At 73.2% G+C, this 26,546-nt stretch carries 21 protein-coding genes; 14 read left to right on the top strand and 7 right to left on the bottom strand.

Annotation, left to right across the window (positions count from 1 at the left end; all coding sequences use genetic code 11):
• Window positions 1–13: 13 nt before the first annotated feature.
• The 12 genes from hisI to QOL16_RS09340 all read left to right on the top strand — a co-directional run bounded on the left by hisI (window position 14) and on the right by QOL16_RS09340 (window position 16,495).
• Window positions 14–466, top strand: coding sequence for a phosphoribosyl-AMP cyclohydrolase (hisI, locus tag QOL16_RS09395; RefSeq protein ID WP_065959139.1), 453 nt, complete (start codon window positions 14–16; stop codon window positions 464–466).
• A complete protein-coding gene (locus QOL16_RS09390; RefSeq protein ID WP_071282614.1) occupies window positions 463–2,013 on the top strand; it encodes an anthranilate synthase component I in 1,551 nt (516 codons plus the stop codon). The genes hisI and QOL16_RS09390 overlap by 4 nt, the downstream gene beginning before the upstream one ends.
• A complete protein-coding gene (locus tag QOL16_RS09385; RefSeq protein ID WP_065959134.1) occupies window positions 2,010–2,744 on the top strand; it encodes a Trp biosynthesis-associated membrane protein in 735 nt (244 codons plus the stop codon). The genes QOL16_RS09390 and QOL16_RS09385 overlap by 4 nt, the downstream gene beginning before the upstream one ends.
• Window positions 2,741–2,980 carry an HGxxPAAW family protein gene (locus tag QOL16_RS09380; protein WP_065959132.1) on the top strand — a complete coding sequence of 80 codons (240 nt, stop codon included), beginning with the start codon at window positions 2,741–2,743 and terminating at the stop codon, window positions 2,978–2,980. Before QOL16_RS09385 ends, QOL16_RS09380 begins: the two co-directional genes overlap by 4 nt.
• Before the next feature lie 13 nt (window positions 2,981–2,993).
• A complete protein-coding gene (gene trpC / locus QOL16_RS09375) occupies window positions 2,994–3,794 on the top strand; it encodes an indole-3-glycerol phosphate synthase TrpC (RefSeq protein WP_065959303.1) in 801 nt (266 codons plus the stop codon).
• Window positions 3,795–3,859: 65 nt separating this feature from the next.
• Window positions 3,860–5,074, top strand: coding sequence for a tryptophan synthase subunit beta (gene trpB, locus QOL16_RS09370; RefSeq protein WP_065959130.1), 1,215 nt, complete (start codon window positions 3,860–3,862; stop codon window positions 5,072–5,074).
• Entirely contained in the window at window positions 5,071–5,874 is an 804-nt protein-coding gene (gene trpA, locus QOL16_RS09365; RefSeq protein WP_071282612.1) for a tryptophan synthase subunit alpha, read from the top strand. Before trpB ends, trpA begins: the two co-directional genes overlap by 4 nt.
• A gap of 274 nt (window positions 5,875–6,148) precedes the next feature.
• Window positions 6,149–7,141, top strand: a complete 993-nt coding sequence (gene lgt, locus QOL16_RS09360) for a prolipoprotein diacylglyceryl transferase (protein ID WP_083229944.1) — start codon at window positions 6,149–6,151, stop codon at window positions 7,139–7,141.
• Window positions 7,142–7,349: 208 nt separating this feature from the next.
• Window positions 7,350–11,957 carry a glutamate synthase large subunit gene (gene gltB, locus QOL16_RS09355; protein WP_139266483.1) on the top strand — a complete coding sequence of 1,536 codons (4,608 nt, stop codon included), beginning with the start codon at window positions 7,350–7,352 and terminating at the stop codon, window positions 11,955–11,957.
• The gene (locus tag QOL16_RS09350; RefSeq protein ID WP_071285128.1) at window positions 11,950–13,407 is read left to right on the top strand and encodes a glutamate synthase subunit beta; all 1,458 of its coding nucleotides are present in this window, start codon (window positions 11,950–11,952) and stop codon (window positions 13,405–13,407) included. The genes gltB and QOL16_RS09350 overlap by 8 nt, the downstream gene beginning before the upstream one ends.
• Window positions 13,408–13,546: 139 nt before the next feature.
• Entirely contained in the window at window positions 13,547–14,992 is a 1,446-nt protein-coding gene (gene pyk / locus QOL16_RS09345) for a pyruvate kinase (RefSeq protein ID WP_065959125.1), read from the top strand.
• 405 nt (window positions 14,993–15,397) lie between these two features.
• Complete coding sequence (locus QOL16_RS09340) at window positions 15,398–16,495, top strand: VIT1/CCC1 transporter family protein (protein ID WP_071285129.1); 1,098 nt, start codon at window positions 15,398–15,400, stop codon at window positions 16,493–16,495.
• Between the two features lie 287 nt (window positions 16,496–16,782).
• On the opposite strand, the gene QOL16_RS09335 is transcribed toward QOL16_RS09340, so the two are convergent.
• Genes QOL16_RS09335 through QOL16_RS09305 form a run of 7 tightly spaced genes read right to left on the bottom strand, consistent with a single transcriptional unit; the run spans window position 16,783 to window position 25,532 of the window.
• Window positions 16,783–17,322 (bottom strand): HdeD family acid-resistance protein, encoded by a 540-nt coding sequence (locus QOL16_RS09335; protein ID WP_139266484.1) that lies wholly within the window; start codon window positions 17,320–17,322, stop codon window positions 16,783–16,785.
• Window positions 17,323–17,351: 29 nt separating this feature from the next.
• The gene (locus QOL16_RS09330) at window positions 17,352–17,969 is read right to left on the bottom strand and encodes a hypothetical protein (protein WP_065959120.1); all 618 of its coding nucleotides are present in this window, start codon (window positions 17,967–17,969) and stop codon (window positions 17,352–17,354) included.
• The gene (gene eccCa, locus QOL16_RS09325; protein ID WP_071285130.1) at window positions 17,966–21,916 is read right to left on the bottom strand and encodes a type VII secretion protein EccCa; all 3,951 of its coding nucleotides are present in this window, start codon (window positions 21,914–21,916) and stop codon (window positions 17,966–17,968) included. Before eccCa ends, QOL16_RS09330 begins: the two co-directional genes overlap by 4 nt.
• On the bottom strand, window positions 21,913–22,767 hold the full coding sequence (locus tag QOL16_RS09320) for a hypothetical protein (RefSeq protein WP_065959117.1): 855 nt from the start codon (window positions 22,765–22,767) through the stop codon (window positions 21,913–21,915). The genes eccCa and QOL16_RS09320 overlap by 4 nt, the downstream gene beginning before the upstream one ends.
• Complete coding sequence (locus QOL16_RS09315; protein WP_065959115.1) at window positions 22,767–24,095, bottom strand: EsaB/YukD family protein; 1,329 nt, start codon at window positions 24,093–24,095, stop codon at window positions 22,767–22,769. Before QOL16_RS09315 ends, QOL16_RS09320 begins: the two co-directional genes overlap by 1 nt.
• Entirely contained in the window at window positions 24,092–24,469 is a 378-nt protein-coding gene (locus QOL16_RS09310) for a hypothetical protein (protein WP_065959114.1), read from the bottom strand. The genes QOL16_RS09315 and QOL16_RS09310 overlap by 4 nt, the downstream gene beginning before the upstream one ends.
• Window positions 24,462–25,532: an FHA domain-containing protein gene (locus QOL16_RS09305; RefSeq protein ID WP_071285131.1), complete on the bottom strand. Its 1,071-nt coding sequence runs from the start codon at window positions 25,530–25,532 to the stop codon at window positions 24,462–24,464. The genes QOL16_RS09310 and QOL16_RS09305 overlap by 8 nt, the downstream gene beginning before the upstream one ends.
• Window positions 25,533–25,666: 134 nt before the next feature.
• Here QOL16_RS09305 and QOL16_RS09300 point away from each other — a divergent pair, with 134 nt between their 5' ends.
• Entirely contained in the window at window positions 25,667–26,083 is a 417-nt protein-coding gene (locus QOL16_RS09300; RefSeq protein WP_366556872.1) for a hypothetical protein, read from the top strand.
• Window positions 26,084–26,099: 16 nt separating this feature from the next.
• A complete protein-coding gene (locus QOL16_RS09295) occupies window positions 26,100–26,414 on the top strand; it encodes a pore-forming ESAT-6 family protein (RefSeq protein ID WP_065959111.1) in 315 nt (104 codons plus the stop codon).
• Window positions 26,415–26,546 lie beyond the last annotated feature (132 nt).

Below are 26,546 nucleotides of genomic sequence, written 5' to 3'. Positions count from 1 at the left end.
GGCTAGGAGCCTCATGACCGACAGCACCAGCACCAGCACGGACGCGGTCCTCGACCGCGCGCGGTTCGGTGCGGACGGGTTGCTCCCCGCCGTCGTGCAGGAGGAGTCCACGAAGGACGTCCTCATGCTCGGCTACATGGACCGGGAAGCCCTCCGCCGCACCCTGACCGAGGGCCGGGTGACCTTCTGGTCACGCTCCCGGCAGGAGTACTGGCGCAAGGGTGACACGTCCGGCCACGCCCAGTACGTGCGTGCCGCGGCGCTCGACTGCGACGACGACACCCTGCTCGTCACCGTGCAGCAGGTCGGTGCGGCGTGCCACACCGGCGCGCACCGCTGCTTCGACGTCGACCCGCTCGACCCGGTCACGGCCTCCGCGCCGCCCGCCGGGTCCGCCGCGGACGAGGCCGTCGCGGCCTGGACCGCACTCACCGACGCCGCCACGTCGGACGGAGCGGCACGGTGAGCGCGGCGACCGCGCACGGCTCCGACGAGCCGCGCACGACGACCCGCGCCGCGTACGACGGTCTGCTCGCCGACCACCGGGTGGTCCCGGTCGTCCGCGCGCTCTACGCGGACAGCGAGACCCCGGTCGGCGTCTACCGCAAGCTCGCGGACGGTCGTCCCGGGTCGTTTCTGCTGGAGTCCGCCGGCCAGGGCGGTCTGTGGTCCCGCTGGTCCTTCGTCGGCGTGCGCAGCTTCGGTGTGCTCACGCAGGAGGGCGACCGCGCCGCCTGGATCGACACCGGCATCAGCGCCGAGCGCGCGGTCGGCTCGCTCGACGGCGCGCCGCTCGAGGTGCTCGCACGACTGCACGAGCGCTGGGCGACCCCGCGCGTCCCGGGCACCCCGCCCCTCGTCGGCGGCACGGTCGGCTTCGTCGGCTGGGAGGCCGTCCGTCAGCTCGAGCACCTGCCCGACGCCCCGCCCGCGGACTTCGACGTCCCGGGACAGGCGCTGTCCTTCGTGTCGGAGCTCGCGGCGCTCGACCACCGCACCGGACTCGTGCTGCTCGTCGCGAGCGTCCTCAACGACGGCACCGACGACGCCGACGCGATGTGGAGCGACGCCCAGGTACGACTCGACCGGATGCAGGCCGACCTCGTGCAGCCGACCGTCGCGACCGTGGCCGAGGCGTTCGAGATCGCCGAGCCCACCCCGACCCACCGCACCTCTCCCGACGACTACATGGCCGCGGTGGTCCGGTCGAAGGACTTCATCCGCGACGGCGACGTCTTCCAGGTCGTCATCTCGCAGCGGTTCGACCACGAGGTCACCGCCGACCCGCTCGACGTCTACCGCGTGCTGCGGACGCTCAACCCGAGCCCGTACATGTACTTCCTGTCGCTCGCGGACACCGCCGACGAGCGGTTCTGGATCGTCGGCGCGTCGCCCGAGGCGCTCGTCAAGGTGCAGGGCGGCCGGGCCATCACGCACCCGATCGCCGGATCGCGTCCGCGCGGGGCCTCGCCCGTCGAGGACGTCCGTCTCGGCGAGGAACTGCTCGCCGACCCGAAGGAGCGCGCCGAGCACCTCATGCTCGTCGACCTCGCCCGCAACGACCTGCAGAAGGTCTGCGAGCCGGGCACGGTCGCCGTGACCGAGTTCATGACGGTCGAGCGGTTCAGCCACATCATGCACCTCGTGTCGAGCGTCGAGGGGTCGGTCCGGCCCGGGGCGTCCGCGATCGACGTGTTCCGCGCGACGTTCCCGGCCGGGACCCTGTCCGGTGCGCCGAAGCCACGCGCGCTCGAGATCATCGACGAGCTCGAACCGGCGAAGCGCGGCGCGTACGCCGGTGTCGTCGGCTACTTCGACTTCGCGGGCGACGCCGACCTGGCGATCGCCATCCGCACCGCCCTGATCAAGGACGGCGTCGCGCGCGTGCAGGCCGGCGCCGGGCTCGTCGCCGACTCCGACCCGCACACCGAGCACGTCGAGGCCGTCAACAAGGCGGCGGCCCCGCTGCGCGCGGTCGCGACGGCGAACCGGATGCGCGAGGTGCGTCCGTGAGCCGCACCCGGTCACTGACCCGCGCGCGGTCGCGCCCGCTGGTGGTCGTCGGCGGCCTCGCGGTGGCCGGCATCGTGATGCTCTCGTGGACGCAGACCTGGTTCACCGTGCGGCTCCACGCCGGGACCGCCGTGGTGTCGCAGGTCGTCGCGGACGGCGCGGCCGCGGTGCCGCAGTACACCGCCCTCGCGATCGCCAGCCTCGCGCTGTTCCTCGCGCTCACGATCGCCGGCCGCGTCCTCCGGGTCGTGCTCGGAGTCGTCGAGGTGCTGCTCGGTGCCGGTGTCGTCCTCACCGGCGCCTCGGCACTGGCCGATCCCGTCGCCGCGTCGAAGGGCGCCGTGGGCGGGGTCGCCGGCGTGAGCGACATCGACGCCGTGCGCCGAACCGTCGCGAGCGTCGTCGTGACCGTCTGGCCGGCCGTCGGCATCGCCGGTGGCGTCCTCGCGGTCCTGCTCGGCGTCGCGGTCCTGGTGCTCCAGCGGTCCTGGCCCGGTCCGACCCGCAAGTACGGCGCGCAGACGACCGGTGCGGCCGCGGCGGCACGGGCTGCGGCACCGGCGCAGCGCGATGCGATCACCGACTGGGACGACCTCAGCGCCGGCGACGACCCGACCGTCCTCGACGGTGCGCAGGGCGGCGCGGTGGGGGAGCCCACCACGACCGGCGCGGTAGGATCGCAGGGGCGTCGATCGGACGACGACGCCGGAACCGAACGAGGAGCACCGTGAGCAACACTGAGCCCGCAGAACTCGGCGAAGGCCACTCGCCCGCCGCCTGGACCGCCGTCGTGATCATGCTGATCGGGTTCGCGGCCGGGACGCTGTTCTTCTGGTTCGACATGGCGTGGGGCGTCTGGGCCTCGGCCGGTGTCGTGGTGGTCGGCCTGATCGTGGGCGCCGTCATGGGCAAGGCCGGCTACGGCGTCAACGGCCCGAAGTACGTCGCCAAGCACCACGCGGAGTAGTCCCGTGGCGAACGTGCTCGAGACCCTCGTCGCCGGTGCGCTCGAGGACGCCGAAGCCCGGCGCCTCGACCGCCCCTACGCCGACGTCGAACGCGACCTCGACCGGGTCGCGTCGCCGCTCGACGCCCTGGAGTTCCTGGCCCCCGGCGACCGCGTGAAGATCCTCGCCGAGGTCAAGCGTGCGAGCCCGTCCCGCGGCTCGATGGCCGCGATCGAGGACCCGGCCGCACTCGCCGCCGACTACGAGCGCGGCGGTGCGTCGACGATCAGCGTGCTCACCGAGGGGCGGAAGTTCCTCGGGAGCCTCGCCGACCTCGAGGCCGTCAAGGCCCGGGTCGGCGTGCCGGTGCTCCGCAAGGACTTCATCGCAGACCCGTACCAGGTCGTCGAGGCACGTGCGTCCGGCGCCGACCTCGTGCTGCTCATCGTCGCGGCCCTCGACCAGCAGCGGCTCGTCGAGCTGCACGGCCTGGCCGAGGAGCTCGGCATGCGCGTCCTCGTCGAGGCGCACTCCGCCGACGAGGTCGCGCGCGGCCTCGACGCCGGGGCACGCATCCTCGGCGTGAACGCCCGTGACCTGACCGACTTCTCGCTGGACCGCGACCTGTTCGGCTCGCTCGCCGACCGGATCCCCGACGGGGTCGTCCGCGTCGCCGAGTCCGCCGTCGCCGGTCCCGCCGACGTCGCGCACTACCGCTCCGCGGGTGCCGACGTCGTCCTGGTGGGGGAGGCGCTCGTCACGGGCACCGACCCGGCCGCAACCCTCGCGTCGTTCATCGCCGCCGCGGACGGCCTCGGCCGCCCGCGCGCCTGACCGCGCTCCGTCCCACCGGCCGCGCCCGACTCCGGGCGCGGCCGCTCCACCCCGGGAGACCCACCGTGACCTCACTCCGTGACCTGCAGGGCCCGTACTTCGGCGACTTCGGCGGACGCTTCGTCCCCGAGTCCCTGGTCGAGGCGCTCGACGAGCTCGAGACCGCCTTCCGTGAGGCCTGGGCGGACCCGGCGTTCCGCGAGGAGCTCGACACGCTCCAGCGCGAGTACACCGGCCGCCCCTCGATCATCACCGAGGCGCCGCGGTTCGCGAAGCACGCCGGTGGTGCCCGGATCATCCTCAAGCGCGAGGACCTCAACCACACCGGTTCGCACAAGATCAACAACGTGCTCGGCCAGGCCCTGGTCGCGAAGCGCCTCGGCAAGACCCGCCTGATCGCCGAGACCGGCGCGGGCCAGCACGGCGTCGCGACCGCCACCGCAGCCGCGCTGTTCGGCATGGACTGCGTCGTGTACATGGGTGCGGTCGACACCGAGCGCCAGGCGCTCAACGTCGCCCGGATGCGGCTCCTCGGCGCCGAGGTCATCCCGGTCGAGACCGGCTCCCGCACGCTCAAGGACGCGATCAACGACGCGCTGCGCGACTGGGTCGCCAACGTCGAGTCGACGCACTACCTGCTCGGCACGGTCGCCGGCCCGCACCCGTTCCCCGAGATGGTGCGCGAGTTCCACAAGGTGATCGGCGAGGAGGCCCGGCAGCAGGTGCTCGACCGCATCGGCCGCCTGCCCGACGCCGTCGCCGCGTGCGTCGGCGGCGGGTCGAACGCGATGGGCATCTTCGAGGCGTTCCTCGACGACGAGTCCGTCCGGCTGCACGGCTTCGAGGCCGGCGGCGAGGGGATCGAGACCGGTCGTCACGCGGCGAGCATCTCGCTCGGTCGCACGGGTGTCCTGCAGGGCACGATGTCCTACCTCATGCAGGACGAGGACGGCCAGACGATCGAGAGCCACAGCATCTCGGCGGGTCTCGACTACCCGAGCGTCGGCCCGGAGCACGCCTACCTCGCATCGATCGGCCGCGCGCAGTACACGCCGATCACCGACGCCGAGGCGATGGAGGCGTTCCGTCTGCTCGGCCGCACCGAGGGCATCCTGCCGGCGATCGAGTCGGCCCACGCACTGGCCGGCGCGATCAAGCTCGGCAAGGAGCTCGGCCCGGACGGTGTCGTGCTCGTGTCCCTGTCCGGACGCGGCGACAAGGACGTGGCGTCCGCCAGCCGCTACTTCGGCATCCTCGACGAGAACGCGGTGCAGCTGTGACCACTCCCGGAACCACCCGCTCGGTCGCGACGACGATCGACACCGCCAACGCCGAGCGTGCGGGCGCGGTCGTCGGGTACCTGCCCGCCGGCTTCCCGGACGTGCAGACCAGTGTCGACGCCGCCGTCGCCCTCGCCGAGAACGGCGTCGACGTCATCGAGTTCGGCCTGCCCTACTCCGACCCGGTCATGGACGGTCCCGTCATCCAGCGCGCCGCCGAGGAGAGCCTGGCGAACGGCTTCCGCGTCGCCCAGGTCTTCGACGCGGTCGACCAGATCACGAACCGCGTGGACGTGCCGGTCCTGGTGATGACCTACTGGAACCCCGTGCTCCGGTACGGCGTGGAGCGCTTCGCAGACGACCTCGTCGCCGCCGGTGCCTCCGGGCTCATCACCCCGGACCTCATCCCCGACGAGGGCCGTGCCTGGATCGACGCCTCGGAGCGCACCGGGCTCGACCGCGTGTTCCTCGCCGCCCCGTCCTCGACGGACGCCCGGATGCAGCAGGCCGTCCGGTCGAGCCGCGGGTTCGTCTACGCGGTGTCGACGATGGGCGTCACCGGCGCCCGGGTCGGCGTCGACGTCGCCGCGCGCACGGTCGTGTCGCGGCTCCGCGACGCGGGCGTCGAGCGCACCTGCGTCGGCCTCGGGATCTCGACGGCCGACCAGGTCGCCGAGGTGCTCGAGTACGCCGACGGCGCGATCATCGGATCGGCGTTCGTGCGCGCCCTCGCCGACCTCGGCGTCCAGGGCGTGGCCGACCGTGCGGCCGACCTCGCGTCCGGCGCTGCGCGCCGCTGACGACGGATCCGGGGTGCGCGGCCGACCGCTCCTCCGGCACCGCTGACCACCGGACCGACGCGCGTCGGGCCGTCACCGCGTTCCGGACGGGAGGCGCGGTGCGGGTGACCGACGTCGCTCACCCGCACCGCGCCTCCCGTCCGTGCGTGCGGTCACAGTTCCCACAGGTCGGCCGCCGGCGTTCCTGCCGGGCGCGGTTCCCGCGCTACAGTGAGCGGGGCCGCCGCCTCGGCGGAACCGCGGCCGTCCAGCACCGAAAGGCGACAGCACCTCCATGCCCCTCCTGAGCATCCCGAGCCCGAGCACCGCGTGGCAGTACTTCGACCTGACCGCCTGGCTGCGCGACGTCTTCGGCTGGAACCTGCCGCTCGACTTCCGCATCCACGCGTACGCCATCTGCATCCTGCTCGGGATCGTGGCCGCGGTGCTGCTCGCGAACCGTCGCCTGAACGCGCGCGGGGTCGAGCGGTGGATCATCATCGACATCGCGATCTGGGCGGTGCCGCTGGGGATCATCGGCGGACGGCTGTTCCACGTGTTCACCCACGTCAAGGACTACTTCGGTCCCGGCCGTGACCCGTGGTCCTTCCTCTACGTGTGGGAGGGCGGTCTCGCGATCTTCGGCGCGATCATCCTCGGGTCGCTCGGCGCGTGGATCGGGTGCCGCCAGGTGGGCCTGCGCTTCACGACGCTGATCGACGCCATCGCTCCGGGCGTGCTGCTCGCGCAGGCGTTCGGCCGGCTCGGCAACTACTTCAACCACGAACTCTTCGGCATGCCGACGAACCTGCCGTGGGGCCTGCAGATCGAGTCGACGAACCCGGCGTTCCCGACCGGCCTGCCCGCGGGCACGCTGTTCCACCCGACCTTCCTGTACGAGATCATCTGGAACGTCGTCGGCGTGGTCGTCATCCTGCTGCTCGACAAGCGTTTCCAGCTGCAGTGGGGCAAGGTCATGGCCCTCTACCTGATCTGGTACGGCACCGGCCGTTCGGTCCTCGAGTCCATCCGTGTCGACACGAGCGAGACCTTCGCCGGCATCCGCACGAACGTCTGGATGTCCTTCGCGGCGATCCTCGTGGGCGTGATCGTGTTCCTCGTGCAGACCCGTCGCCACACCGGCAAGGAGCCCGGCCCGTACCGCCCGGGTCGCGAGCCGCGTCGGACCTCCGATGTAGACTCCGATGACACCTGGTCGGAACACGACGACGACGCTCCGGCAGCCGTCACGGACTCCGATCCGGTCACCGCAGCGGGCCGCGCCTAGGAAGCACCCCTCCCGCGTGGACGGCACCCGCCGGCCACGCGGCCACGCTGCACCGGTCCTCGTCGCCACGAGCGACGGCACGACCTCGCGCGTCGCCACCGACCACACCGACAGCGTCGCGCACGGGCACCTGTCCCGCCCGCTCGGGCGGAACGCACCACCGGGCCACCGACGTCCCTGTTCCACTTCCTCGTGAGGACGGTTCCCCATGGCGCTCCAGCCACACACTGCCCCCCGGTCGACCGGCGCGCTCCTGCCGCCGCACCGACGCTTCTCGGCCGTGCCCGACGCCGTCGGCGCGTACGACCCGGCGAACGAGAAGGACGCCTGCGGGCTCGCGATGGTCGCGACGCTCCGCGGCACGGCCGGACACGACATCGTCGACGCCGCCCTCGGCGCCCTGCGCAACCTCGAGCACCGCGGTGCGGTCGGGTCCGACGCGGGCACCGGCGACGGCGCCGGCATCCTGTGCCAGGTGCCGGACGCCTTCCTGCGCGACGAGGTCGACTTCGTGCTGCCCGCCGCGGGGGAGTACGCCGTCGGCACCGCCTACCTGCCCGTCGACGACGACGCCCGGCACGCGGTGCAGGGCGCGATCGAGCGGATCGCACGCGAGGAGGGCCTCAAGGTCCTCGGTTGGCGTCCGGTCCCGGTCCGTCCGGAGGTGCTCGGCACCCTGGCGCGCGCCGCGATGCCCGCCTTCGAGCAGCTCTTCGTCGCGTCGATGCGGCACGACGCGCACGGGGCCGCCTGGAGCGGCATCGCCCTCGACCGCCAGGCCTTCCGGCTCCGCAAGCGCGCCGAGCGCGACACCGAGGTGTTCTTCCCGTCGCTGTCGAGCCGGACCATGGTCTACAAGGGCATGGTCACGACGCTCCAGCTCGAGCCGTTCTACCCCGACCTGAGCGACGAGCGCTTCGCCTCGAAGCTCGCGATCGTGCACTCGCGGTACTCGACGAACACCTTCCCGTCGTGGCCGCTCGCGCAGCCGTTCCGCACCCTCGCGCACAACGGCGAGATCAACACCGTCCGCGGCAACCGCAACTGGATGCGCGCGCGGCAGTCGCAGCTCGAGAGCGAACTGCTCGGCGACGTCGCACCGCTGCTGCCCATCGTCAGCCCCGGCGCGAGTGACTCCGCCTCGTTCGACGAGACCCTCGAGCTGCTCACGCTGTCCGGCCGCTCGCTGCCGCACGCGGTGTCGATGATGGTGCCCGAGGCGTGGGAGAACCAGGTCGGGATGGACCCGGACCTCCGGGCGTTCTACGAGTACCACTCGATGCTCATGGAGCCGTGGGACGGCCCGGCCGCGATCACGTTCACCGACGGGTCGATCGTCGGCGCGACGCTCGACCGCAACGGCCTCCGTCCCGGGCGCTTCCTCGTCACCGACGACGGGCTCATCGTGATGGGCTCGGAGACGGGCGTCATCGACGTGCCGCCGGGCAAGGTCGTGCGCAAGGGCCGGCTGCGGCCGGGTCGGATGTTCGTCGTGGACACCGAGGCCGGTCGGATCATCGAGGACGACGAGGTCAAGCGCGGCCTCGCGGCCTCCGGTCCCTGGGCGCAGTGGCTCGACGAGGGCCGGATCAACCTGTCCGACCTGCCCGACCGCGAGCACATCGTGCACACCCCGGCCTCGGTGACGCGGCGGCAGCGTGCCTTCGGCTACACCGAGGAAGAGGTCCGGATCCTGCTCCGTCCGATGGCGCAGACCGGTGCCGAGCCGCTCGGTGCGATGGGTTCGGACACCCCGATCGCGGTGCTCTCCACCCGCCCGCGCCTGCTGTTCGACTACTTCACGCAGCAGTTCGCGCAGGTGACGAACCCGCCGCTCGACTCGATCCGCGAGCAGGTCGTCACCTCGATGGGCATGGGCCTGGGGCCGGAGCGCAACCTCCTGGACGCCGGACCCGAGCACGCGAAGCAGATCGTCCTCGACTTCCCGGTGATCGACAACGACGAGCTCGCGAAGATCCAGCACTTCGAGACCGCGTCCGGCCGCGACCTGACCGTGACGATCCGGGGTCTGTACCGCGTCGACGCGGGCAAGAAGGCGATGCAGAAGCGCATCGCCGCGGTGTGCGACGAGGTCGACGCCGCGATCGAGTCGGGCAAGCAGTTCATCGTGCTGTCCGACCGCGACGGCAACGCCGAGCAGGCACCCGTCCCGAGCCTGCTGCTGCTCGCCGCGGTGCACCACCACCTCATCCGCACCGAGCAGCGCATGAAGGTCGGGCTCATCGTCGAGGCCGGCGACGTGCGCGAGGTCCACCACGTCGCGACCCTGATCGGGTACGGCGCCTCGGCGATCAACCCGTACCTCGCAATGGAGACGTGCGAGAACCTCGTGCGCTCGGGCATGATCACCGGCATCACCCCGGAGCAGGCCGTCAAGAACGTCATCAAGGCGCTCGGCAAGGGCGTCCTGAAGATCATGTCGAAGATGGGCATCTCGACGGTGTCGAGCTACGCCGGTGCGCAGGCGTTCGAGGCCGTCGGGCTCAGCCAGGAGTTCGTCGACCGGTACTTCACCGGCACGTCGTCGATCCTCGGCGGTGTCGGCATCGAGGTCATCGCGAAGGAGAACGCCGAGCGGCACGCCCAGGCGTACCCGCAGGACGGCGCGGTGCTCTCCCACGAGCGGCTGCAGACCGGCGGCGAGTACCAGTGGCGCCGCGAAGGGCCGCCGCACCTGTTCAACCCGGACACGGTGTTCCGGCTCCAGCACGCCACGCGTGCCCGCCGGTACGACGTCTTCCGCGAGTACTCCAAGGCGGTCGACGACCAGTCCGAGGAGCTCATGACCCTCCGCGGGCTGTTCCGCTTCCGGCACGGCGTCCGCGAGCCGATCGCGCTCGAGGACGTCGAGCCGATCGAGTCCATCGTCAAGCGGTTCAACACCGGTGCGATGTCCTACGGGTCCATCTCGAAGGAGGCCCACGAGACCCTCGCGATCGCGATGAACCGCCTCGGCGGCCGGTCGAACACGGGTGAGGGCGGCGAGGACGTCGAGCGGCTGCTCGACCCCGAGCGCCGCAGCGCGATCAAGCAGGTCGCCTCCGGCCGGTTCGGCGTCACGAGCATGTACCTGACGCACGCGACCGACATCCAGCTGAAGATGGCGCAGGGCGCGAAGCCGGGCGAGGGCGGCCAGCTCCCGCCGACGAAGGTGTACCCGTGGGTCGCCCGCACCCGGCACGCGACCGCGGGCGTCGGGCTGATCTCGCCGCCGCCGCACCACGACATCTACTCGATCGAGGACCTCAAGCAGCTGATCTTCGACGTCAAGCGGGCGAACCCGTCGGCGCGCGTCCACGTCAAGCTCGTGAGCCAGTCCGGGATCGGCGCGGTCGCCGCGGGGGTGACGAAGGCGCTGGCCGACGTCGTGCTCGTGTCCGGCCACGACGGCGGGACCGGTGCGTCGCCGCTGAACTCGTTGAAGCACGCGGGCACCCCGTGGGAGATCGGCCTCGCCGAGACGCAGCAGACGCTCATGCTCAACGGCATGCGCGACCGCGTCGTCGTGCAGGTGGACGGGCAGATGAAGACCGGCCGGGACGTCGTCGTCGCCGCGCTGCTCGGGGCCGAGGAGTACGGCTTCGCCACCGCGCCGCTCGTCGTCGAGGGCTGCATCCTCATGCGGGTCTGCCACCTCGACACGTGTCCGGTCGGCGTCGCGACGCAGAACCCGGAGCTCCGCAAGCGCTTCACCGGCCAGGCCGACCACGTCGTGAACTTCTTCGAGTTCGTCGCGCAGGAGGTCCGGGAGATCCTGGCCGAGCTCGGGTTCCGCACCCTCGACGAGGCGATCGGCCAGGTCGACGCGCTCGACACCGACCGCGCCGTCGAGCACTGGAAGGCATCCGGCCTCGACCTGGCACCGGTCCTGCACGGGCCCGAGTTCGGCCGCCACGAGCCGCGCCGCCACCTGCGCGACCAGGACCACGAGCTCGACGAGCACTTCGACGTCCAGCTCGTGCAGCAGACCGCCGACGTCCTCGAGCACGGCGGGTCGGTCGCGCTCGACCTCCCGATCCGGAACACCGAGCGCGCGGTCGGCACCATGCTCGGCCACGAGGTCACGCTCCGCCACGGCGAGCACGGGCTCCCGGCCGGGTCGATCGACATCACGCTGCGTGGTTCGGCCGGGCAGTCGCTCGGCGCGTTCCTGCCGGCCGGGATCACCCTGCGCCTGGTCGGGGACAGCAACGACTACGTCGGCAAGGGCCTGTCCGGCGGGTCGATCACGGTGCGCCCCGACTCCGAGTCGGCGTTCGAGGCGTCCGAGAACGTCATCGCCGGCAACGTCATCGGCTACGGCGCGACCCAGGGCAGCATGTTCATCCGCGGCATCGTCGGTGAACGCTTCCTGGTCCGGAACTCCGGTGCGACCGCGGTCGTCGAGGGCGTGGGCGACCACGCGCTCGAGTACATGACCGGGGGCCTGGCGCTCATCCTCGGCGAGACCGGCCGGAACCTCGGCGCGGGCATGTCCGGCGGCACCGCGTACGTGCGGGACCTCCGGCGTGAGCACGTGAACACCGACGCGCTGGCGAGCGGTGAGCTGCGGCTCGAGGAGCTCGACAGCGCCGACGTCGAGATCGTCACCGACCTGCTCCGTCGGCACCACGCCGAGACCGGGTCGACCGTCGCGGCCGACCTGCTCGACTCGGGCGACCTGAGCGGCTTCACGAAGGTGCTGCCGCGGGACTACGCGGCCGTGCTCGCGACCCGTCAGCAGGCCGTCGACGAGGGCCTCGACCCGGACGGCGACGTCGTCTGGAACCGCATCCTGGAGGTGACCCGTGGCTGACCCCAAGGGCTTCTTGAAGGTGCAGGAGCGCGAGCTCCCGCCCCGCCGACCCGTCCCCGTGCGGCTCATGGACTGGAAGGAGGTCTACGAGCAGCAGGAGTCCGGTGCCCTGAAGCGCCAGGCCGGCCGGTGCATGGACTGCGGCGTGCCGTTCTGCCACCAGGGCTGCCCGCTCGGCAACCTCATCCCGGAGTGGAACGACCTGACGTGGCGCGGCGAGGGCCGCCAGGCGATCGAACGCCTGCACGCGACGAACAACTTCCCGGAGTTCACCGGCAAGCTGTGCCCGGCTCCGTGCGAGGCGTCGTGCGTGCTCGGCATCAACCAGCCGCCCGTGACGATCAAGCAGGTCGAGGCGTCGATCATCGACGACGCGTTCAAGAACGGCTGGGTGACGCCGCACCCGCCCGAGCGCCTGACGGGCAAGACCGTGGCCGTCGTGGGGTCCGGTCCCGCCGGACTCGCCACCGCGCAGCAGCTCACCCGCGCCGGGCACACCGTCGCGGTCTACGAGCGCGACGACCGGATCGGCGGGCTGCTCCGCTACGGCATCCCGGACTTCAAGATGGAGAAGCGCCAGATCGACGCGCGCCTCGCCCAGATGCAGGCCGAGGGCACCCGCTTCCGCGCGGGCGTCGAGATCGGTGTCGACATCACCTGGGACGACCTGAAGTCCCGCTACGACGCGGTCGTCGTCGCCACGGGTGCAACGGTCCCGCGCGAGCTGCCGATCCCGGGCCGCGACCTGGCCGGCGTGCACTTCGCGATGGACTACCTCGTCCAGCAGAACAAGACGAACGCGGGCACGACGGTCGACAACCAGGTGACCGCCGAGGGCAAGCACGTCGTCGTCATCGGCGGTGGCGACACCGGCGCCGACTGCATCGGCACGGCCCACCGCCAGGGCGCGCTCAGCGTGACGAACCTGGCGATCGGCAAGCAGCCGCCGCTCGAGCGTCCCGACGACCAGCCGTGGCCGATGTTCCCGACGGTGTTCGAGGTCTCGAGTGCGCACGAGGAGGGCGGCGAACGTCACTACCTCGCGTCCACGGTCGAGTTCCTCGGCAACGCGGCCGGCGAGGTCCGGGCACTCCGCGTGGCCGAGACCGCGTACGTCGACGGCCGGCGTGTGCCGAAGTCGGGCACCGAGCGCGAGATCCCCGCGGACCTCGTGCTCATCGCGATGGGCTTCACCGGCCCGGACACCGAGACGCTCGAGCCGCAGCTCGGTCTCCCGGTGACCGCCGCCGGTGCCGTCGCCCGGCAGGCCGACTACTCCACGAACGAGCCGGGTGTGTTCGTCGCCGGCGACGCCGGTCGTGGTCAGTCGCTCATCGTCTGGGCGATCGCCGAGGGCCGGGCCGCCGCGGCCAAGGTGGACGAGTACCTCGAGGGCTCGACCATCCTCCCGGCGCCGGTCAAGGCGACCGACCGTGCGATCAGCATCTGACGCCGTGGACACCTCGACGACGCACGACCGTCAGTGACCAGCAGGCCACCGGCACTCGATAGGGTGCAGGTGGCCTGCTCGCGTTCCGCGCGGCCCCACAGCGCGGAAACCAGCACCATCAACCACACGAAGGAATCCATTGAGACGCGCAAAGATCGTTTCGACGCTCGGACCCGCCACGTCGGAGTACGAGACCGTCAAGGAGATCATCGAAGCGGGCGTCGACGTCGCCCGACTCAACCTCAGCCACGGTGACTACAGCGTGCACGAGGCCAACTACGCGAACGTGCGCCGCGCCGCCGAGGAGCTCGGCAAGCCGGTCGCGATCCTCGTCGACCTGCAGGGCCCGAAGATCCGCCTCGCGAAGTTCGCCGACGGCCCGCACGAACTCGCGGTCGGTGACGTCTTCACGATCACGACCGAGGACGTCCCCGGGTCGAAGGAGATCTGCGGCACGACGTTCAAGGGGCTGCCCCAGGACGTCAAGCCCGGCGACCCGCTCCTCATCGACGACGGTCGGGTGCGCCTCCGCGTGCTCGACACCGACGGCGTCCGCGTGCGCACCGAGGTCGTCGTCCCCGGTACGGTCTCGAACAACAAGGGCATCAACCTGCCCGGCGTCGCCGTCAACGTCCCCGCGCTGAGCGAGAAGGACGAGGCCGACCTGCGCTGGGCGATCCGCCAGGGGGCCGACCTCATCGCGCTGTCGTTCGTGCGCAACGCCGCCGACGTCGACCGCGCGCACGAGATCATGGACGAGGAGGGCAAGCGCCTCCCCGTCATCGCCAAGGTCGAGAAGCCGCAGGCCGTCGACGCGCTCGAGGAGATCATCGACGCGTTCGACAGCATCATGGTCGCCCGCGGTGACCTCGGTGTGGAGCTGCCGCTCGAGGCCGTCCCGATCGTGCAGAAGCGCGCGGTCGAGCTCTCCCGCCGCATGGCGAAGCCGGTCATCGTCGCGACGCAGATGCTCGAGTCGATGATCTCCTCGCCGATCCCGACCCGCGCCGAGACGTCCGACGTCGCGAACGCGGTGCTCGACGGCGCGGACGCGGTCATGCTCTCCGGCGAGACCAGCGTCGGCGAGTACCCGGTGCAGACCGTCCGCACCATGGCCCGCATCGTCGAGTCGACCGAGGACCACGGCCTCGAGCGCATCGCGCCGCTCGGCACCAAGCCGCGCACCCTCGGCGGCGCGATCACGCTCGCCGCGGTCGAGATCGCCGAGTTCACCGAGGCGTCGTACCTCTGCGTGTTCACCGAGTCGGGCGACTCCGCACGCCGCATGTCGCGACTGCGCCACGGCCTGCCGATCATCGCCTTCACGCCGAACGAGGCCACCCGCCGGCGGATGGCGCTCACGTGGGGTGTCCGCTCGTTCCTGGTCGACCGGAAGACGCACACCGACGAGCTGTTCTCGCAGGTCGACGACGTGCTCCTCGCGAACGGCCTGGCCGCCCCCGGCGACCGCGTCATCGTCACCGCCGGGTCGCCTCCCGGACTCGAGGGCTCGACGAACGACCTCCGCGTGCACCGCGTCGGCGACGCGCACGCCGAGGCCGCTCCGGCCTACGTCCGGAGCTGACGCCCGGTCACCACGCCACGGGGCGCGGACGGGAGGCACGGCGCAGCACGCGCACGCCGCCTCCGGTCCGCGCCCTTCCGCGTCCCCGCCGAGCCCGCCGCCGTCCGTCCCTGCCGCGTCCGGCTCCCGCGAAAGCGACAGTTCGCCGCCTCGGCACGGCCTTGTCTCCCGCGAAAGCGACAGTTCGCCACCGATGGTTCCCGGCGAACTGTCGCTTTCGCGACAGGGACCGAGCACGGCGACCGTGACCTGTCGCTTTCGCGACAGGGACCGAGCACGGCGACCGCGAACTGTCGCTTTCGCGACAGGGACCGAGCACGGCGACCGTGACCTGTCGCTTTCGCGACGGGGACCGTCGCGTCCCACGGCACCGGTGGTGACCCGGCGCCGCCGCGAGCGGGCAGGATGGCCGGTGTGAGCCTCCAGGACGACACCCGCTCTGCACCCACCGCAGCCGACGTGCGCCGGTGGCGTCGCTACCTCGCCGACGAGCGGGCGGAGGCGGCCGTGTACCGGAACCTCGCCGCGCGGCGCGACGGCGAGGAGCGCGAGATCCTCGCCGCCCTGGCCGAGGCCGAGGGGCGGCACGAGCAGCACTGGGTCGACCTGCTCGGCGCCGAGGCCGGCCGGCCGCTGCGCGGGAGCCTGCGCACCCGCGTGCTCGCCGCCCTGGCGAAGCGGTTCGGGTCGGTGTTCGTGCTCGCGCTCATGCAGAACACCGAGGACCGCTCGCCCTACGCCGACGACGACGACGCCACCGCCCGGATGGCCGCCGACGAGCGCATCCACGGCGAGGTCGTCCGCGGCCTCGCGAACCGCGGGCGGATGCGACTGTCCGGCACGTTCCGCGCGGCGGTGTTCGGCGCCAACGACGGCCTCGTGTCGAACCTGGCGCTCATCATCGGGATCAGCGCCTCCGGGGCGGACCGCCACTTCGTGCTGCTCAGCGGCATCGCCGGTCTGCTCGCGGGCGCGCTGTCGATGGGTGCGGGGGAGTACGTCTCGGTGCGGTCGCAGCGGGAACTCCTCGACGCCTCGGCACCGCACCCCGATGCCGGCGACGCCGTGGCGCACCTCGACGTCGACGCGAACGAGCTCGCGCTCGTGTACCGGGCGCGCGGGATGCCGGAGGAGCAGGCCGAGGCGCACGCGGCGGACGTGCTCGCTGGGCTCACCGGCGGAGCGTCGACCGGTCCGGTGCGGACGTCCGAGGACCACGAGGCGGTCGGGACCGGGACGAGCGCGGCGCTGTCGAGCTTCTGCTTCTTCGCCTCGGGCGCGGTGATCCCGGTGCTGCCGTACCTGTTCGGCCTCGAGGGGTGGCCCGCGATCGCGGTCGCCGCGGTGCTGGTCGGGATCGCGTTGCTCGGCACGGGCGCCGTGGTCGGGGTGCTCAGTGGCGCGTCGCCGCTCCGCCGGGCGCTGCGGCAGCTCGGGATCGGCTTCGGTGCGGCGGTCGTGACGTACCTGCTCGGGCTGCTGTTCGGGACCGGCGCGGCCTGACCTGCGCGGCGTGACCGGCGCGGGGTGCCCGAGGCTCCGGACCGGCGGTCGGGAGGCGCGTGGCGGACTGGTGCCGTGCCTCCCGTCGGTGACGGACCGGCGGTCGGGAGGCGCGTGGCGGGCTGGTGCCGTGCCTCCCGTCGGTGACGGGGCGGCGGTCGGGAGGCGCGTGGCGGGCTGGTGCCGTGCCTCCCGTCGGTGACGGACCGGCGGTCGGGAGGCGCGTGGTGGGCTGGCGCCGCGCCTCCCGTCCGCGCGGTGCGCGCCGGGCGGCCGGTCCGCCGTCGTCAGCGGCGGGCCGCGGCCCGCGGTGGCAGCAGGAGCAGCGTCGCGGCGCCCACGACCACGAGGGCGATCCCGGCCACGACGACGAACACGCTGAGCGCGACACCCGGTGCCGCGAGCACCGCGACGCCGCACAGCAGGGACAGGACCCCGCTCACGGTGGTCGGCAGCCGCGACGAGCCGGGGTGCCCCACCACCGCGCCGACGAGCGACGCGACGCCCTCGACGAGGAACGCGATCCCCGCGAGGACGGCGTAGGCGACGAGCGGCACGAACGGGTCGAGGAGTGTCACGAGGCCCGCCAGTCCGACGACCCCGCCGACGACGCCCGTCGTCCACCGCCAGACCGGTGCCGTCCCGTGCCCGCGTGCGGCCGCGAAGACGCGCATCGCTCCGGCCACGACGAGGTACACGCCGAAGAGCAGCGCGACGACCACGAGGGTGGGCCGCGGCCAGGTGATCGCGACGACCCCGAGCACGAGGGCCACCACGGCGGCGGTGACGACGAAGGCCCGGAACGTCCGGACGGCACGGGTGTCCACGTGGGGCTCCTCCTGCTCGTGACGGCGGTTCAGACGGTACCCGCGGGACCGCCCCGGCGTTGCGTCGCGAGCAACCCGACCGTGCGGCGGTCGAACTCGGCGAGGGCCCGTCGGGTGCTCGCCGTCAGCCGTGAGGACGGGATGCGGCCGCCGACCGCGAGCGCCGGGTCGGCCGGCAGTCGCAGCACCGCGGCGTGGTGGTGCCGCGCACGGAACGCCTCGACCGCGCTCCCGCGGAGGGCGTCACCGGTCGCGGCGCTGACGACGACGACGATCCGTGTCGCCGCGGTCAGGCCCGACCGTCGCGCGGCAGCCTCGACCAGGAGGTCGGCATCGGCGAGGCCCGCGGCGTTCGCCGGCGCGACGACCACGAGGAGGTCCGACGGGGACGTGAGCGCGTCGAGCCCGCCCCGCATCGCGTGGGGGCCGGCGTCGTGCACCGCGACGGTGTCGTCGACGGCCGAGACGTCGTCACCGTTGGGCAGGCGGAGGCCGAGGTCACCGCCGGAGTGGTCGTACAGCACCGGTGCGCCGACGGTCGACGCCCGCCGGAGCGCCTCGAACAGCAGGGCGGCGACGGTGGTCGTGCCGACGCCGCCGGCCGTGCCGGCGACGACGATGCGGACCGGGACGGGCGCGGTCGTCATGCCTCGCCCCCGGTCCGGTCGGGGGAACCGAAGTGCGCGACCTGGGCGATGAACGCGCGTTCACCGCGGCGGAGCATGCGTCCGCGGCCCGGGGTCATCGGCTCGGCGTACACCTGGGGCGCGATCTGCCCCTCGCTCCGTTCGCCGGACATGAGGAACGTGCTGCCACCGGTGTCGCGCAGCGCCTGGAGCGTGAGGTCGAACAACGCCCGCTGGAGTCCCGCGACCGGACGGGCGACGAGGACGTGCAGCCGCAGGTCGCGGGCGGACGGGAGGTACGGCAGGAGCGGCTCCAACGGCTGCGTGCCGCCGCTGGCGAGGATGTCGAAGTCGTCGACCACGACCACGATCCGCGGACCGGCGCTGCGGTCGCTCGAGGCCTGCCGCTTCGCGAGTTCCTCCGCGATGGCGGCGGCGAGGGACCGCGCCTCGAGCGCGCTGGTCGCCTGGCCGCCCAGGTAGTCGTCCGGGCAGACGTCCGTCAGGCCGCCGCGGCTGTCCATCACCGCGACGACGAGTTCGTCGGGGGCGTGGCGGTCGACCAGACCCTCGACGACACCGCGCAGCAGCGTGGTCTTGCCGGAGCGCGAGTCGCCGAAGACGAGCAGGTGCTGGTCGCGGTCCGCGAGCTCGAGGAACGCCGGCTGCATGGTGTCCTGCCGGAGGCCGAACGGCACGCGGTCGGGCTCCTCGAACGGGTCCGGGAGGTCGGACGGCTCGTAGTCGCTGGGGAGCAGGCGGATCGGCGCGGCACCGGGCCCGCTCCAGCTCGCCGCCGCCCGGCGGGCGAGGGCCTCGAGCGCGTCGGCGACCTCGTCGTCCTCGACGTCCTCCATCACCGGCAGGGCGAGCTGCACGAAGCGACGCTCCTCGGTGATCGCCCGGCCGCGCTGGTCCGGGCGGATCGTCTGGGACAGCTTGCGCTCGACGACCGAGTCGGCGGGGTCGTTCAGTCGGAGTTCCACACGGGTGCCGACGAGCGGTTGGACGGCCATGCGCAGCTCGTTCCACCGGGTCAGGGTGACCACGACGTGCACGCCGAGACCGGAGCCGCGCTGCAGCAGTTCCGCGATCACGGGCTCGAACCGTTCGTACTCGTCCCGGACGGCGCCGTAGCCGTCGACGAGCAGGACGACCTCCGCGCTCGGGAGCTCCGGCAGGTCACCGTCGGCGTGTCGGGCACGGAGGGCGTCGAGCGAGTCGACGCCGTGCACGCGGAACACCCGCTCGCGGGTCGCGAGCATGAGCTGCAGCTCCTCGAGGAGCCGCTGCATCGTGGCCGGGTCGGCGCGGGTCGCGACGCCGCCGACGTGCGGGAAGCCCTCGATGCGCGCCAGGCCGCTGCCGGTCAGGTCGAGCCCGTAGATGCTCACCTGCTGCGGGGTCGTCGTCAGGGCCGTCGCGGCGGCGACCGACCGGAGCATCGTCGACCGGCCGGACTGCGGAGCCCCGATGACCGCCGCGTGGCCGCCCGCACGGGTCAGGTCGAGGGACCAGGGACGCTGCGCCTGGTCGGACGGGTCGTCGAGCAACCCGAGCGGGATCCGCAGTGCCGGGGTGCCCTCGAGACGCTCGGTCACGACACGGGAAAGTGCCAACCGGCCGGGCAGGGGCGGCAACCAGATCGGTCGCGTCGTCCGGTCGGCGTCGAGCAGGCGCTCGACGGCCTCGTCGACGAGCGCGCGGCCGGTCTGCGGTCGGCGCAGCTCCGGCTCGGCGGCGGACCGCGACGGGTCCTGCTCCGCGGCGAGCGTGTTGAAGACGGGCAGGAGGACCGGCTCGGGGCGTGTCGACGCCTCGGTCCGCGCGGCGCTCGCCTCGACCGGGCCGGACACGTACCCGGCACGGAACCGACGGTAGACGGACGTGTCGACCTTGAGGTAGCCGTAGCCCGGGATCGCGGGGAGGTGGAAGGCGTCCGGGCGGTCGAGGATGGTCGAGCTCTCGGCCTCGGAGAACGTCCGGAGCCCGAGCCGGTACGACAGGTAGGTGTCGAGGCCGCGGAGACGACCGGCCTCGATGCGCTGGCTCGACAGCAACAGGTGCACGCCGATCGAGCGACCGATGCGGCCGATCGTCATGAGCAGCTCGATGAACTCCGGTTCGGCGGTGAGCAGTTCGCCGAACTCGTCGATCACGAGGAGCAGGTGCGGGAGCGGGGCGAGGTCGGGACGCTGGGTGCGGAGCTCCCGGTAGTGCGTGATCGACGGCGCGTTGTCGGCGTCGCGGAGCACCCGCTGGCGTCGGACCACCTCGCCGGCGATCGACGCGCGGGCACGTTCGATGAGCCCGGCGTCGTCCTCGAGGTTGTCGATGATGCCCGCGACGTGCGGCAACCCGGCGAACGGGGCGAACGCGGCACCGCCCTTGTAGTCGACGAGCACCATGCTGAGGTCCTCGGGCGAGTGCGACAGCGCCAGCCCCAGGACGAGCGTGCGGAGCATCTCCGACTTGCCGGAGCCCGTGGCCCCGATGCAGATGCCGTGCGGCCCCATCCCGAGCTGCGCCGACTCCTTGAGGTCGAGCAGCACCGGGGCGCCGAAGTCGTCCAGCCCGATCGGGACGCGGAGGAAGTCGCGGGGCGACCGCGGCAGCCAGACCTGCTCGGGCGAGACCTCGGTGACGTCCTCGATGCCGAGGAGCTCGGCGATCCCGATGCCCTCGGTGGACTCCGCGGCGTCCTGCGCGGTCAGGCTGAGCCGGAGCGGGGCGAGTTCGCGCGCGAGTGTCTCGAAGGTCGACGCCGGGACACGGTCGGTGCGGAAGCGCGTCTCGACGACCTCGCCGTCGGCCTCGCGCCGGGCGTCGGTGACGGTCGCCACCTCGTCGTCGACGACCACGCGCACCGTGACGTCCGACGGCTCGTGCAGGCGGTCGGACAGCAGATGGACGGTCGTGACCTGCAGGTCGGCGAGCCCGAGGTCGGCGTCGGGTACCGGCAGGTCGGAGGCGACGTGCCCGTGGTCGTCGACGAACACGACGAGCCGGGAGTTCTCGGCCTGGTCGCTCGTGCCGGCGCTGCGCTTGGCGGTCGCCGCGAACTGCGCCCGGTCCGCGAGCTCGCCGCCGACGACACCGAGCAGGGCGGGCACGTCCGGAGCGATGCGGCGCGCGGGCACGTCACCGTCGAGCAGTTCGTCGTCGACCGCGTGCGGCAGGAGGTCGAAGCCGCGCCAGTCGTCGGCGACCCCCGCCGGGTGCACGAGTGCGAGGTGCAGGTCCTCGGGGGAGTGGAACGCTGCGAGCTGCGCGATCATGCCGCGGGCCACCTCGAGGACCCGGGCGCGGTCGCCGATCACGGCGACGTGCCCGGCCCGGTCGAGGTCGACCGTGACCGGCATGCCCGCGACCGTGGCGTAGTGCCGGACCACGGTGCTCGCCTCGTCGAGCATGATCGGGTCGAACGGTTGCACGGGGTTGTCGTCGTCGGGCAGCACGAGGTCGAACCACCGTACGTCCCCGAGCCCGGTGCGGACCCGCAGGAAGTCGTCGTGGCCGCGGCGGCGCTCCCAGAGCCGTGCCGGGTCGCGGACCACTTCGACCAGGGCGTCGGGTTCGGGGTTGAGCACGGTCGCCTTCGCCCGGACCTCGCGCGCCCGCGCCCGCATCTCGGTGCGGGTCCGTTCGAGGAAGTCGAGGTAGCGCTCACGCTGGGACCGTCGGGTCCTGGCCTGGTTGCCGCGCTGCGAGAGCGCCATGCCGACGCCGCCGACCAGTGCGACGACGAGGACCACGGCGCCGATCACCATGAACACCGGGTTCGCGTTCCGGAGCACCACGATCATCACGATCGAGGACAGCGAGCCGACGACCGGCAGCAGCGTCTGGATGGGGATGCCGCCGACGGGCCCCTCCGGGAGCGCGGGCGGGGGAGCGAGGTGCTCGGTCGGCTCCTCGCGGAGCGGTCGGCTCACGCGCGTCGGGCGGTGGACGAGGCGACGGGTCATCGTGCGGTCCTCCCGGGGGTGAGCAGCGCGGCGGCGAGGCGGACGTGGGCGGTGCGGGTCGCGACGGTGAGGTCGCGGCTGGACCGCGGCACGTCGCTGCGGCGCGCACGGTCCGTCGGCACCGCGAACACCGTGCCCGGCGGCCAGCGGACGGCGTCGACGGCCTGCGACCCACCACCGCCGAGGTCGACGGCCGCGACCACGACGACCGGGGCGTGCTCGAGCGACCGCACGGCCTCGACCACGGCGACCGCGCGCTCGAGCGACACCCGCTCGCTCCGGGCGACCAGGCAGACCGCGTGACTGGCGTACGCCACCGCGGTGAGGTCGACGCCCGGCGGCCGGACGCCCCAGTCGGTGCACACCACGTCGAAGAAGCGCGTCACGGGCGCGACGGCATCGGCCCACGCCGACTCGGTCGCCTGGCGCGGCGGCGCACCCTGCTCGTCGTCGACCGGCGTCGGACGGACGTCGAGCGCGTACAGCCCGGATCCGGCGCGGACGAGCCCCGCGGTGGCGTCGGCGGTGCTGACCGGGTCGAGGCGGCGGGGGTCCGTCCCCTGCGCGGCCGTGTCGGGCAGCCCGGCGTGCCACAGCATCGACCGCCCGCCGGCCGCCGCGTCGACCCCGAGGACCGGTCCCGAGCGGCGGTGCGCGACGAGGTTCGCGACGAGGGCGGCCGTGGTGGACGCGCCGACACCGCCGGTGAGCTGGACGAAGCCGACCCGTCGGCTGAGCGCCAGGGGCGCCCGGACCGCGCGGTCGGCGTCCCGCAGCACGCTGGTCCGCGCTGCGGTGGCTCCGAACACGGCCGCCGGCGCAGAGCGGACGAGCGAACCGAGCGCGCCCATCAGAACGCCCCGAGGAGCTGCTCGTAGACGCCGAACACGCCGAGCAGGAGCGGGACGAGCGCGACGACCGAGAGCGTCTCGAGCACGTTGCCGAGCCGTCGGAGGGATGCACGCTGGTGTCGCGCCGGGGTGACGAGCACGAGCAGGGCGACGACCACCGCGAGCCCCGTCAGCACCGCGGTGCCGAGGACACCGTCGGTCCCGTGCAGGTGCCGGGAGACGCCGACCACGACGCCGGGCAGGACCGCGGCCCAGAGCGCTCCGACCTGGGTCGCGAGGGGGAACGCCCTGGTGCGGAGGACGGTCACGAGGACGAGCGCCACCCCCAGCCACGGTGCCCAGGGTCCCGGTCCGCCCGCCACACCGACGAGTGCGATCCCGAGCGTCGACGCGACGGCGAACGTCGACCAGGTGAGCGTCCGGTAGGCGCGGTCGACGGTGGTCAGCACCGTGCTGCGCTGTGCCAGGCGGCCGGCGATCACCTGGTCGTCGAGGCCGGTGAGCCCGGAGAGGGACATCGCGTACCAGGGGACCAGTCCGACCACGACGACGGCTGCCGTGGCGAGGACGCCCGCGCCCTCGGCCGCGGTCATCGGTGTCAGGGCGAGGAACGTCGCGGCACCCGCGCCGACGACGCCAACGGCGGAGCCGAGCGCGGCCGACGCGGAGCGGCGCCCGAGCCCGGCGACCAGGAACAACGCGAGCCAGACGAGTGTCGCGACCGGCGCGGCGAGGGCGGGTGTCACCGAGCCGGACGGACCGGAGGAGGTGAGCAGCGCCTCCAGGTCGGCTGCGGCGGGCACGGCGAGACCGAGGGCCGCGCCGAGCAGCGTCCACGCGACCGTGCGGGCGCCGGCGAGGGCGATCCCGGTGCCGCCGAGCACGCAGACCAGCCAGGCGACCGCCGGGACGGCCCCGAGCCCGGGAGCGCCGAGCGCGGTGGTGCCGGCGGCGAGGGTCAGCGCGCCGGTCCCGACGGCGCCGACGAGGAGCCGAGCCCGGGCGTCCCAGAGCCCGGCCCGCGCCCCGAGCGCGTCGCTCACGGCGTCCGTGACGTCACTGACCTCGGGCGGCGGCGGTGCCTCGTCGAGGCGGAGCAGCCGGAGCACCTCGCCGTCGAGCACGCCCTGCTCGGCGGCGGTCGCGGTGGTGTCGAGCTGTTCGCCGGTCGCGCGCAGGAGGGTCAGCGGTCGCGCCACCGGGGCGACGCGCTCGTCGAGCAGCTCCACGAGGCGGGGGACGAGCGAGCCGAGGGTCTCGTCGCTCGGGATGACGAGCGTCGCGCGGCGCGTGGCACCGACGACGGTGAGGCGCGTGAAGTCGGTCACCGGTCCCCTCCCGACGTGGCGGGACCGACGGGGGCGGTCGACCCTGTGGCTGCGGCCGCCCCAACGGCTTCGGTGGACGCCGCGCTCCCGTGGGACGTGGCCGCTCCGGCGGCCCTCGCCGGGGTCGCCGGGCTCGACGGCACCGTCGTCGTCGCACCCCCGACCTGCCCGTCGCGGATGGCGCCGAGGACGAAGGCGGTCCCCACGCAGCCCGCGCAGACCACGGCCGCGAGGACCACGCTCCCGATGAGCCGCCGGACGTTGTCGTTCACGGATCGGCGCTCGTCGAGCCCGCCGATGAGGAACGCACCGCGCAGCCGCACCCGGTGGGTCCGGACGGACTCGAGCAGGATCGTGTCGTCGTTGTCAGGCACGTGCCGTCGTCTCCTCGTGGTCGGGTCGCGGGACCGCGGGCACGGCCCGGGTGCCGGCGGTCACGGTGTAGGTGCGCTCACCGAGCTCGACCCGCCACCCCAGGGCCGCAGCGGTGCGCTGCCCGGGGACGAGCGGTTGCACCGTCCCCTCGGGTGACGTGATGGTCGTGCCGTTCGTGGTGTGCAGGTCGGTCACCCAGAGCAGCTCGTCGGCCCACTCGAGCACCGCGTGGTTCCGGGACAGGGTCCGCGCGATGTCCGGGAGCGCCAGCACCGTCACGTCCGGGGCGTCGGACTCGGGTCGCCGACCCACCAGGACGGTGCCCCGGACGACGATCGCGTCCCCGGTGCCGGGGACGAGCCGGACGTCGAGCAGGCGGGCGGTGTCCCGACCGCCACGACGACTGCTCCCGGCCGAACCCTGTCCGATGGTGTCCGGCTGTCCGGCGGCGTGCGTCGCGGTCCCCGCCGGCGGTCGCGTCCGAGCGGCGCGGCGCCCCTCGGCCGGCCCCGTCGCGACGGGTACGACCGCCGGTCCGAGCTCCTGACGGTCCAGCGGGACCCGCGCCGGGGTGAGCGGGTCGCGCCCACGCCGCAGGTCGGCGGTGATGGTGGCGGGAGCCGACCACGGGACGAGCGCACCGCGGACGGCCGTGAGCGGTGCCGGTGGGAGTGCGGTGAGGACGTCGACACGGCGGGCTCGGCACACCGCGAGCCCGACGGTGCGTCCCGACCGGGCCGTCGCGACGAGCTGCGCGACGAGCACCAGGACCGCCGTGGCGACGCCCCAGGCGGTGCGCGTGGCCGGCTCCGCGGACGGCGCGGCCAGCGCCACGGCGACGGCCGGGAGGACCGTGGCCAGGACGTCGACGAGGACCGCTGTCCGCCGTCGGGTCGCGTTCGCGGGCACGACCCCCGTGAGCAGACCGGCTGCGGTCGACGTCGCGGCACCGCCTGCGGCGGCGACCTGCGGGGCGCCGCACCGCGTGCAGAACCGCTCACCGGACGCGAGGATGCGGGAACACCGTGCACAGCTCAACGAGCCGACGAGCGCGCTCGGCATCGGTTCCTCCCCGTGGATCCGCGTGGTTGCAGGCGTCCGACGTTAGCAGTCCGGCCGCGCGCAGGGCCGGCCCCGAGGGCGTCCGCGGTCCGGCCGGACCGCGGACGCCCTGAACCATCGTCCAGGTTCAGCGTGTGTCCCTTGCACGGGGGGTGGGGATCGACGACAATTGCTCGCTGAACCAGGGACGCACGACCGATCGAGGGGAAGACGACGTGAAGTTCGCGATGGGGGCCGACACACTCGGTCAGCTCGGCAAGAGGACGGGGAGCGCCTCGCAGGACCTCGGCGCGCAGGTCAAGGCACTGCTCGCCGCGGCCGAACCCCTCCAGGGCAAGTTCAACGGTGCGGGCCGTGCGGCGTTCGACCGCTTCAAGGCACAGTCCGACCAGGTCGCCAACGAGCTGAACGCGGCACTCGCCGCGGTCCTCAGCGGCATCGGCGGGATGGACACCGCGTTCGGCCAGGGCGACCAGCAGATGGCGGACGACGCCACGCAGGCGGCCGGCACCGTGAACTTCGACGCAGCGCGCTTCGGCGCCGGTCACTGAGACGAGGGGGACGACCATGGCAGGGAACCAGGCAGACCGCCGCGACTACGACGTCGCCGCGTCGCAGAGCGCCCAGGACAACTTCAACCGGCTCGCCGCGCAGCTCGAGGCGCTGATCGACCAGCGCGACGCCGACGTGCGCGCCGCGATGAGCGACTACCAGGCCGACGGCGTGTCCGACGAGTACCAGTCGAAGGAACTCCGCTGGAAGAACGCGGCGACCGAGGTCCGGGGCATCATCTCGACCCTCCGCACCTCGCTGCAGTCCACCGACCAGACCGCGCAGCAGACCGTCCAGAAGGCCAAGAGCGCCGTCGACAGCATCGGCTGACGACCCGATTCCGCATCCCTCGGCATCCCGGCCGAGGGCGAGTCCACGTCCTTCGGCCGTCCTGGCCGAGGGCGAGTCCACGTCCTTCGGCCGTCCTGGCCGACGGCGAGTCCACGTCCTTCGGCCGTCCTG

The organism is Curtobacterium sp. MCBA15_004 (genome assembly GCF_001865055.2).
In the GTDB taxonomy this organism is placed as follows: Bacteria; Actinomycetota; Actinomycetes; order Actinomycetales; family Microbacteriaceae; genus Curtobacterium.
This window is presented reverse-complemented; position numbering and strand designations above follow the sequence as displayed.

Bases quoted from the DNA above. Each gene is read 5' to 3' on its own strand.
- hisI (WP_065959139.1), top strand. From the start codon at position 14: ATGACCGACAGCACCAGCACCAGCACGGACGCGGTCCTCGACCGCGCG.
- QOL16_RS09320 (WP_065959117.1), bottom strand. From the start codon at position 22,767: ATGGGCGCGCTCGGTTCGCTCGTCCGCTCTGCGCCGGCGGCCGTGTTC.
- eccCa (WP_071285130.1), bottom strand. From the start codon at position 21,916: ATGACCCGTCGCCTCGTCCACCGCCCGACGCGCGTGAGCCGACCGCTC.
- gltB (WP_139266483.1), top strand. From the start codon at position 7,350: ATGGCGCTCCAGCCACACACTGCCCCCCGGTCGACCGGCGCGCTCCTG.
- QOL16_RS09295 (WP_065959111.1), top strand. From the start codon at position 26,100: ATGGCAGGGAACCAGGCAGACCGCCGCGACTACGACGTCGCCGCGTCG.
- QOL16_RS09340 (WP_071285129.1), top strand. From the start codon at position 15,398: ATGGCCGGTGTGAGCCTCCAGGACGACACCCGCTCTGCACCCACCGCA.
- QOL16_RS09305 (WP_071285131.1), bottom strand. From the start codon at position 25,532: ATGCCGAGCGCGCTCGTCGGCTCGTTGAGCTGTGCACGGTGTTCCCGC.
- lgt (WP_083229944.1), top strand. From the start codon at position 6,149: ATGCCCCTCCTGAGCATCCCGAGCCCGAGCACCGCGTGGCAGTACTTC.
- QOL16_RS09330 (WP_065959120.1), bottom strand. From the start codon at position 17,969: ATGACGACCGCGCCCGTCCCGGTCCGCATCGTCGTCGCCGGCACGGCC.